We start from the raw sequence: 9,248 nt of genomic DNA, 5'->3' as shown, positions 1-9,248 counted from the left end.
TTTGTATCGAAATTACCATCCTTGTGAAGGGTAACTGATAGGGCTAGGTTGTCGTATGGATTGTAGATCTTTTCGATGATTTCTTCATCAAAGGTTTCTACAACAGAAATTCCACGATCTTCCTTGCCTTTATTTATGGCATCTTGGTTTACTCTTGCAATAAATCCTCTAAAAATATTACCTGAACCAAAAGCGAGCCATTTTGGATCCTTGATTGATTCTTCTCTAAGCTTTTTAACGTCATATTTTGGACCCTTGTCCACTTTTTCTAGAATTTGATCTAAGTTCTCTAGTTTTAGTTCCATAAACTCCTCCATTTTAATTGCTAAAGCTTCCTATTTCTCTTATACCCTAATCGTTTCGTACCTTGTAAAATTTCCTGATCTCCTAAAATATCTAGTTAATCAAAAATTATTGTAAGCGGTTGCAATTTATGCTAAAAATTTTTAAGAGATTTCAAAAATAATCTCTTATTGTAATCGCTTACAACCTCTTCTGATATTAATATAACACTTAGTCAAAGGAATGTCAAATGTTTTTTGAAGATTTCTAGAATTAAAGTAAAACGCAAAACCAAGGCTTGTAAGACAGTGGATTTTGCGTTTTCTAATTGTTATTTATTATTTTTATTCTTTAAGATTACAAAGCCATAGGGACTTAAACTTAGCTTATCTTCTTCTATTTCTCCCCTTGAGTTGGAAAAGATTATATCCTTACCCTTTGCTTCTATTTTCTTTTCTTCATCTGAGAAGTTAGCGATAATTTCTACTTTTTTATCGACTAATATTCTTTCGTAAGCTATTATTTCGCTATCAATGCCTTCCAAAGGCTTGAAGTCTCCATATACTAGGATATCAGAATACTGGCTATTTTGCCTAAAGTCTATCATTTTTTTGTAGAAGTTTAGGACAGAATCCTTATCCTTTTCCTCATCCTCAGCATTTACTTTAGGATTTTCGTAGGCCATGGCAAGCCAAGGTTTAGTTTCTGAGAAGCCTCCGTACTTTTCATCAGTCCAGGCGAAAGGAACTCTTGGGTTGTCCCTGCTTCTGAGGTTGGTGAAGTAGAGGGCTTCTTTCTCGCTAAAGCCTTCCTCAAGGCTCCTTTCATAGGAGTCTATAGATTGAATATCTTGGAAGTCGTCTTTTGACTCTCTTACGAAGTTTTTCATACCGAGCTCTTGACCTTGATAGATATAAGGGGTTCCTCTAAAGAAGAAATAAATTCCTCCAAGCATCTTTATAGCATCGATATCCTCGTCCTTTTCCCTTAAGATCTTAGTAGTAGCTCTTGGTTGGTCGTGGTTTTCAATGAAATTTGCTGACCAGCCATATTTTTGGATTGACTCTTGACTATCGAAAATTGACTTTCTAAAGTCGCTTACCTTCCAGTCAAGTCTCTTGTACCAGGTTTCTTCGACCACGTCGAAGTTTGCTGGGATAAAGTCAAATACCATGGAAAATACCCCATCATCACCGATGTAGTTAGCATACTTATCATAAGAAAGACCAGCAGTCTCCCCCACAGTCATAGAATCGTGGATCTTGAAGGTATTGTCTGAAAGAATCCTTATGAGATCTTCAACTCCCTCTTGATTTCTGCCGAATTTTACGACAGAGACTCTGCCATCAGCCCCGTCTGGATCTCCACTTTTATAAGATGGATCCTTCTTGATGTGATTAATCGCATCCATCCTAAAGGCTGTAATTCCCTTATCAATCCAGAAATTAACTATATTAATCACTTCTTCTCTAAGCTTAGGGTTTTCCCAATTGAGATCCGGCTGCTCTTTGGCAAAGGAGTGGAAGTAATAGGCATCTTCACCATCTATCTTAGTCCAAGTAGATCCACCAAAGATCGATCTCCAATTGTTTGGAACGTCTTTTCCTTCTCTAATTATATAATAATCCCTGTAAGGACTATCCTTATCGGATATCGCCTCCTTAAACCATGCGTGTTCGTTAGAAGTGTGGTTTAAGACAAGGTCCATCATAATTTTGATATCTCTTTTTTTAGCTTCTTTTACAAGAAGATCAAAGTCTTCCATACTGCCAAACTCTTCATTGCTATCGAAATAATCAGAAATATCATAACCATTATCAGCCATTGGAGACTTATAAATTGGGCAAAGCCAAATCATAGTAATGCCCAAGTTTTTCAAGTAATCTAACTTTTCAACGATTCCTCTAATATCGCCTATCCCGTCATTGTTTGAGTCCTTGAAGGACCTAGGATAAATCTGATAAACAATTTCCTTCTGCCACCACTTTTTTTGCATAAAATCTCCTTATCTATTCTTCCTTTGCTCCATTATACTATTTTTTCTTAAAGTAAATACAAAAATCCGAAACTCCCAAGGAATTCCGGATTATCATTAGTTATTAAAATATACTCATAAAGAAATCGCCTAGTAAAGATGAAATGAGGAAGGTTCCTATGATAACAAAGATAGAAACTATTATTCCTCTCGCTCCAACCTTCTTGAAGGCTCCCCAGTCCTTTCCGATTATGATTCCAGCATAAGCTAAGATTGGGGTTATTATTGCGTTTATGCTTATATTGTCAACACTTTTAACTACAAAATCTGATACAGGTGAAATTGGACTTGCTATTAATATAGCTATAATGGAAATCCATAATACTGCCGATATCTTCTTTGCTGGAACAACATAAGATAAGAAATATCCTACTAGTGTTATTAAAGTAAGAACTATCATTCCTGCAAGAGATCCACCCAAGCTTTCTTCACCCAAAACATTACATATAGTAGAAGATATTATTGTGAACAACAGCGATACTACAAGAGCTGGCATATCTGTTTTAAATTTTTGCATTTATTTATCCTTTCTGAAAAACGATAGTTTTTTGTATAAGAACTCTGTTAGAGGCAATCCCAAGAAAACTCCTAATGGTAGAGCTATTACGCTAGATATCAAATTCGATAAACCAGCAAAGGCTGTCATTTGTGCTTCAAGCTCTGGATAATTTGCAATAAGTGCAGATAGTCCAGCAGTCATCATCGAAGCAGACCCTGCTCCTGTTCCCATAGCAGCTCCGAGAGGTGATACTATATTTAAACTAATAGCAACAGATGAGATTATACTTAAAATAATAGGACCTAATATTGTTCCTATAATATAAACTGCCATTACTCCTCTAAACTCTGGAGATTCTGCTCCGTAATTATCTTGAATAAGACCTACATTTGCCTCCCTACTTAGGGCATGACACATACCGATAGATTCTCTTTTTACTCCAAGAAGGAGAGCTATAGGTAAGGCTATAATTATAGTTCCTAGGTTACCGAAGTTTTGAAGTATTAGGGCAAGACCTGCTTTTTTGATAGCATCAATTTGACCTCCACTTGTTACACCAAGTTTTGCAATCAAGATTGCAAGCATTATCCCCATCATGGCATTAGCCTGTGGAGCGTCTTTTTCTGTAAGAATATTTTTCTTTGTCATATATATGGCAAAAGATATAAGCATAGCCCATATTAGTGGTGAAAATACAATAGTAATTCCCTTTATATCAACAGACTTAGCCCCTATCAGAATCGCAATTACTGCAACTAATAGAACAACTAAGTGCATTTTTATTTCGTGTTTTTTATTAGACTTATCCATCTAGTCCTCCTTTAGAAAACTCGAAAGCTGTCGCAACAAATACAGCTACTCCCTTATAAAATAGTGACTCATCAAGGTCAAATTTAGAGTTGTGATTTACATAAACATTTCCATCTTCTCTTTGGAAAAGATTTGACAAGAACATAAATGATCCTGGCACTTCTTGTAGGAAAAACGCCATATCTTCTGCTCCCATAACTGGTTTATCCATTTCGTAAATGTCATCTTCAAACATTTCCCCAACTAGGCTTTTAACAAAAGAGTTAAACTTTGGATCGTTATTTAATACTGGATAGAATCTTTCATAATTAACCTCAGCACTTGCACCATAGGTATTTGCTATGCCAGATGAAATTTCTTCTACTCTTTTTTCAATAGTATCTCTTACATCTTCACTTAGGGCTCTTGCTGTACCCATCATATCGACAGTGTCTGGAATTATATTTTGAGTAAACCCACCGTCAATCTTACAAACAGAAACAAGTCCACTATCTACAGGATTTATTTCTCTAGAAATTATCTTTTGTAAGCCTAACAAAACTTCTGCTGATACAATTATAGGATCAACTGTGGCTTGAGGACTTGCGCCGTGTCCACCATGGCCATTTATCCTTATAGAAAACTTGTCCATAGAAGCCATCATTTCATTATCTTTGAAGGCAATTTTGCCGTGAGGCACATCTGCTAATTGGCCTCCGTGCATACCTACAATATAGTCAACCTTAGGATTTTCTAAAACTCCCTCATCAATCATAGGTTTTGCCCCACCAGGAATTTCTTCTCCAGGTTGGAAGATAAATTTAACACTTCCATTTAGTTTATCCTTGTTCTCGTTAATAATTTTTAGTGCTGTCAAGGCTACTGCCATGTGGCTATCGTGACCGCAAGCATGCATTTGTCCTTCTATTTCAGATGCAAAGTCTAGGCCAGTTTCTTCTGTAATTGGCAAAGCATCCATATCTGCCCTTATGGCAAGGCATTTACCAGGATTTTTTCCTTCGATTAGGGCTGATATTCCATTCCCATTTACATATTCCTTGTAATCGATTCCAAATTCAGTGAGTTTGTCCTTGATGTATTTTGATGTCTTAGGAAGATCAAGTTCAAGCTCAGGTATCTTATGAAGGTCTCTTCTCATTTTGATACATACATCTTCATTGGCTTTAGCTAATTGTTTGTAGTCCATAATTTCCCTTTCTATTTTTATAATTTCCATACGTATATAAATATTACATTTATATGTCTTTATTATGACTTAAATTCATTATATAATAAGAAAACGTATTCGTCAACTAAAATTTAATTATGTGATATAATATTTAATATGAAAATCTTACTGATAGGGACTATTGAGTCCATTAATAAAATAGAATCAATTATAAAAAAATACAAACTAGAATTTATGAGAGTTATCATAGACGATACTGATTCGCTAGTTGATGTTCTTGGTCTATTGCCAAGTGATATAGACGGTATCTTTGCAAGCGGTGTTGGTGTATTTAACAAGCTAATCCATTCTTATGATATAGATGTACCTATATCTTATGCCAAAAGAGGAGCTACAAGCTTTAGCAAATGTCTCATTAAAAACTACGAAAATATTAAAACTTACAAGAATCCATCTTTTGATTGTCTAGATAAAAAATTGCTAGACTCTTTAATTTATGATTATGATATAAATATAGACGACTATAAAATAATTAAATACAATTCCACCTATGGGGAAAATGCTTATCTACTAAACCACATCGACCTATATAAAAAAGGCAAAATAGATTGTGTCTTCACCGCCTACGGTTACAGCTACAATGTCTTAAAAGATATGGGAATCCCAGTATTTAGGCTTGGGGCGACCAAAACCGATATAGAAGAAGACTTCGAGAAATTGATTACAAGGATCAATATCAAGGATACTGAAGACAAATCTTTTCTAATTCACAATTTCCATATGGATTTCAATGATTCATATCTAGGGAGTTTGATAGATGATTATGCCTCTGTCTTTGAAGGACTAGTATTAGACCAAGATGGTGGAGTCTTAGTTATATCTAATAGAGGAATTAGTTTTAATGAGTTGAAAGAAAGTATCGAAATTTTCAACAAGAAAAATATCAAGCTAAAACTTACTCTAGCAAGCGGAAATACCATAAAAGAAGGTATAGATAACTCAATGTATGCTAGAAAATTTCTGGATACAGGAAAATCTGTCGTAATGTATGATGGAGAAAATATAAAATTTTTAGCTACAAACAAAACATTTTCTTCTTATGATATTGATAGTGACCACTTGTATGAAATATCTAGATCTTGCGGGATTTCTCTAGAATATATTCAAAAAATCACTCTCTATACTAAAAATAAAAAGACATCCACTATAACAAGTAGTCAATTATCTTCTATCCTTAAAATAACTAGAAGAACCGCTAATAGAATTATGAATAAACTTATCGAAAATAAATATGCTACAGAACTTTATATAAAAGACGGAAATAAAGGAAGACCTACCAAGGCTATAGAAATTTTATTTTAATTTTTCTAAAATAAAATACTTGGAAAACTATAATATACTCAATTTTATACGTGGTAAAATTTCCACAAGAAAATCAGGATTCTTTTCTCTAAACGTATACATGAACATATTCAGACTTGTTTTTAAACTATATTTATAATCTGATAAATTAAGACTGATATTACTAATACAATTATTACATACTTTACATATTATAATCGCTTAAAAAGCAAAATATGAAGCATAATTGCTAAAGTTTTAAAATTATAATTTTTATAAACGATTATAGAGTATAATTAAGTTGTTACTATCCCCAGACTGGTAACAGAAAGGGGGGGGTGTCTAACATGGATAATTTACTTTACTCTTTGACAGTTTCTATCATGGCAGGTGTACTTAGTCACTACATCTGCAAGCGGCTAGATGGAAACGGCAATAAAGATAGTAACTAGCCCAAAAAAAGACTGGAGCGGCTACTCCAGTCTTTTTTTGTGTCCAACATGTTGAACTTTACTCTTCTAGTCACAACTATTATACACCTTAGAATTGTTTTTTACCACTATAAATTGTTTTTTACTCTTTTAAAAAATGACGGTCCTTATAAACCGGCTTAATTTTTTATTTTACTATAACTGCAATACCGTCTGGTATAACTGTAACTGTGCTGTCTATGCCCATTAATTCATCTGCTTTTTCCATTGCTTCGTCTAGAGTTTTGACTGGGATAAAGTGGAAGTCTTCTAGGGTCTTTGAATCATAATCTGATACGTAGATTACTGCCTTTGCCTTTAGAAGAATCCTACATAGGATTTGTGATTCCCATTGGTCTGGGATTGTTTCGATCTTTGGTGTATCTAGGAAGCCTTTGTAGAGCTTTTCTATATCTCTTTCTTCTAAGAAGGCCTTGTGGAAGGCGTCTCCTCCAGTACCATCTCCTGATTCAGAGCAAACTATGATTACTCCGTCATCTTTTAATGTAGCTTCTGCTGCTGTCATTGACTTAACTGTTTGGTAGATGTTTTGGTCAAGTGGATAGCCTCCGTTTGATGTTATAGCTATGTCTGCTTCTTTTCTTTCAACTCCAGCCTTATCCTTTAACCAATCTGTTCCAGCCTCGTGAGCCTTCTCTAGATCTCCTGCTACTGCGTGGATTACTTTCTTTTCGGAGTTTATAACAACATTTACTACATAGCAAAGTCCTAGGGCTCTGGCTGCTGCAACCATGTCCTTGTGGATTGGATTGTTTTCGAGATTTCCTGTTCTTGAGTATTGGCTGTCGATAAATTCTGAGTTGTGATTGTACATTACAGCTTTTCTAGAACAGCATCCAGGAAAGACTGACTTTCTTCCTCCAGAAAATCCTGCGAAGAAGTGTGGCTCAATAAAGCCCTCCGCTACTAGAAGATCTGCCTCAGCAGCTATTTTATTTACTACAATATCTCCACCTGAAGGAAGCTTTTCGTCTAAAGTTACGAGCATGTCTTCATCATCGCAGTCGTGGATGTAGATTTTTTCATTATTATAAATCTCTTCGCCTAGTTTAAATATCAATTCTTCTTTCTTAGAATTTCTATGGCAGCCTGTTGCTACTAGGAGGGTTATGTCTGCATCTGGGTTTCCCTCTCTGATTTCAGCAAGCATTAGTGGAAGTATGTATTTGCTTGGAACTGGTCTTGTATGATCGCTTATAAGGATGACAACCTTATCCTTACCAACAGCAAGTTCTTTTAATTTCTTAGACTCAATTGGACTAGCCATAGCTTCTTTTACAATTGTAAGTTGGTCCTCTTCTGGGTGGTATTCCTCTAGATGAGATGTCAAAATCCCTTGGATCCTTGAATCGTCAATTTCTGTTTCTTGGAAAGTTTTCCCATAAGGTAATTTGATTTTCATAAAAACTCCTTTGTTCGCTCCTCTTCATGAAAAGCTTTTCTTTTATTATATAAAATAAGGACTTGATATGCAAATTTTTTATCAAGTCCCTCGTGTCATATTAAGCTTACCAAAAGATAGATAGCTCCTGATGCAAGCATCAGCTTAATCGGATCTATATCCTTTTTGACCATTAATATTAAGATAAAGGCGAAAAGAGATAACATCTTATAATCTAGATTTACTAAAGCAATTGCTCTTGTGTCAAATAAAGCAGTCATAAGTATATCTACGCCAGCTATCAAAATCATAGAAATTATAGCAGGTCTTAGGAAGTATAAGACATTGGAAATCGAATCTAGGTCCTTGTATTTTTTGTAAAAATAGGCCAAAATTCCAACGATTATCGCAGAAGGCGTAACACAACCTAGGGTTGCTACAAGCCCTCCAAGAATACCTCCTACCCTAACTCCCACGAAGGTTGCAGAGTTTACAGCAATTGGTCCTGGAGTCATCTGGCTTATGGTAATAAGGTCGTTAAACTCGGATATGCTTAGCCAAGAATTTGCCCCGACAACTTCCTGCTGGATTAGAGGAAGGGCAGCGTAACCTCCTCCAAAGGAAAAAAGTCCCACCTTAAAAAAGGCCAAATATAAGTCAAGAAGCACGGCTTTCTCCTTTCTTCTTCCATGAATAGATAAGTCCCACTAAAATCAAAGCAAGGATTATATAGACAATATTAATCTTAAAGAAAAATCCTGCCACAAAGCTTAAAACCATTACTAGAGGGAGGGTCTTCGACTTAAGTTTTAAGAGATCTTTAGTCATATCTATAACTACCTTAAAGATAAGGGCTGCGACTCCTGCCTGCATTCCCTTAAGAAAGGTCGCTATAAATTTATTTGCTATAAAGGCCTTGTAGAAAATAGAAATCGTAGAAATTATCACAAGGGGCGGAATAATAGTTGCAAGGATTGCTACAAGCATACCGGAGATGCCAAAAGTCTCATAGCCTACTACTACAGCTGCATTTACAGCGACAGCTCCAGGAGCTGATTGGGCAATAGCGGTCATATCTAGCATGTCGTCCTTCTCTAGCCAGCCTAGCTTATCTACAAAGGTATCCTTCATCAGTGAAATTATTACATAACCTCCGCCAAAGGTAAAGGCGGACAGATACAGGGTGGACTTAAATAGTTGCCACAAACTTTTCTTTTCTTCCATACTACCTCTTTTCTTTC

The 9,248-nt window shown here is 35.5% G+C and carries 8 protein-coding genes and 1 pseudogene; 1 reads left to right on the top strand and 8 read right to left on the bottom strand.

The genetic code is table 11. The annotated features are described in order from the left end of the window. The 5 genes and pseudogenes from RCH56_RS03915 to RCH56_RS03895 all read right to left on the bottom strand — a co-directional run. Positions 1-305, bottom strand: a pseudogene (locus RCH56_RS03915) (mannitol dehydrogenase family protein); the annotation flags it as partial. 308 nt (positions 306-613) lie between these two features. Further along, the gene (locus RCH56_RS03910; protein ID WP_306483691.1) at positions 614-2,278 is read right to left on the bottom strand and encodes an alpha-glucosidase; all 1,665 of its coding nucleotides are present in this window, start codon (positions 2,276-2,278) and stop codon (positions 614-616) included. Positions 2,279-2,381: 103 nt separating this feature from the next. Continuing rightward, positions 2,382-2,834 carry a hypothetical protein gene (locus RCH56_RS03905; RefSeq protein WP_306483690.1) on the bottom strand — a complete coding sequence of 151 codons (453 nt, stop codon included), beginning with the start codon at positions 2,832-2,834 and terminating at the stop codon, positions 2,382-2,384. Next, complete coding sequence (locus RCH56_RS03900; protein WP_306483689.1) at positions 2,835-3,626, bottom strand: DUF3100 domain-containing protein; 792 nt, start codon at positions 3,624-3,626, stop codon at positions 2,835-2,837. Beyond that, entirely contained in the window at positions 3,619-4,812 is a 1,194-nt protein-coding gene (locus tag RCH56_RS03895; RefSeq protein ID WP_306483688.1) for a M20 family metallopeptidase, read from the bottom strand. Before RCH56_RS03895 ends, RCH56_RS03900 begins: the two co-directional genes overlap by 8 nt. A 216-nt stretch (positions 4,813-5,028) precedes the next feature. Here RCH56_RS03895 and RCH56_RS03890 point away from each other — a divergent pair, with 216 nt between their 5' ends. Beyond that, a complete protein-coding gene (locus RCH56_RS03890) occupies positions 5,029-6,156 on the top strand; it encodes a transcriptional regulator (protein WP_306483687.1) in 1,128 nt (375 codons plus the stop codon). Positions 6,157-6,753: 597 nt separating this feature from the next. Here RCH56_RS03890 and larA read toward each other — a convergent pair. The 3 genes from larA to RCH56_RS03875 all read right to left on the bottom strand — a co-directional run bounded on the left by larA (position 6,754) and on the right by RCH56_RS03875 (position 9,231). Next, positions 6,754-8,028, bottom strand: a complete 1,275-nt coding sequence (gene larA, locus RCH56_RS03885; protein WP_306483686.1) for a nickel-dependent lactate racemase — start codon at positions 8,026-8,028, stop codon at positions 6,754-6,756. Between the two features lie 95 nt (positions 8,029-8,123). After that, entirely contained in the window at positions 8,124-8,675 is a 552-nt protein-coding gene (locus tag RCH56_RS03880) for a chromate transporter (RefSeq protein ID WP_306483685.1), read from the bottom strand. Continuing rightward, positions 8,665-9,231 carry a chromate transporter gene (locus tag RCH56_RS03875; RefSeq protein ID WP_306483684.1) on the bottom strand — a complete coding sequence of 189 codons (567 nt, stop codon included), beginning with the start codon at positions 9,229-9,231 and terminating at the stop codon, positions 8,665-8,667. The genes RCH56_RS03880 and RCH56_RS03875 overlap by 11 nt, the downstream gene beginning before the upstream one ends. Positions 9,232-9,248: the final 17 nt, after the last annotated feature.

This window comes from Anaerococcus sp. (genome assembly GCF_030825785.1).
Lineage (GTDB): Bacteria > Bacillota > Clostridia > Tissierellales > Peptoniphilaceae > Anaerococcus.
Note: the sequence above shows the minus strand (reverse complement) of the source record. Positions and strands in the feature narration are given on the sequence as shown.

Bases quoted from the DNA above. Each gene is read 5' to 3' on its own strand.
- RCH56_RS03910 (WP_306483691.1), bottom strand. From the start codon at position 2,278: ATGCAAAAAAAGTGGTGGCAGAAGGAAATTGTTTATCAGATTTATCCT.
- RCH56_RS03905 (WP_306483690.1), bottom strand. From the start codon at position 2,834: ATGCAAAAATTTAAAACAGATATGCCAGCTCTTGTAGTATCGCTGTTG.
- RCH56_RS03900 (WP_306483689.1), bottom strand. From the start codon at position 3,626: ATGGATAAGTCTAATAAAAAACACGAAATAAAAATGCACTTAGTTGTT.
- RCH56_RS03895 (WP_306483688.1), bottom strand. From the start codon at position 4,812: ATGGACTACAAACAATTAGCTAAAGCCAATGAAGATGTATGTATCAAA.
- RCH56_RS03890 (WP_306483687.1), top strand. From the start codon at position 5,029: ATGAGAGTTATCATAGACGATACTGATTCGCTAGTTGATGTTCTTGGT.
- larA (WP_306483686.1), bottom strand. From the start codon at position 8,028: ATGAAAATCAAATTACCTTATGGGAAAACTTTCCAAGAAACAGAAATT.
- RCH56_RS03875 (WP_306483684.1), bottom strand. From the start codon at position 9,231: ATGGAAGAAAAGAAAAGTTTGTGGCAACTATTTAAGTCCACCCTGTAT.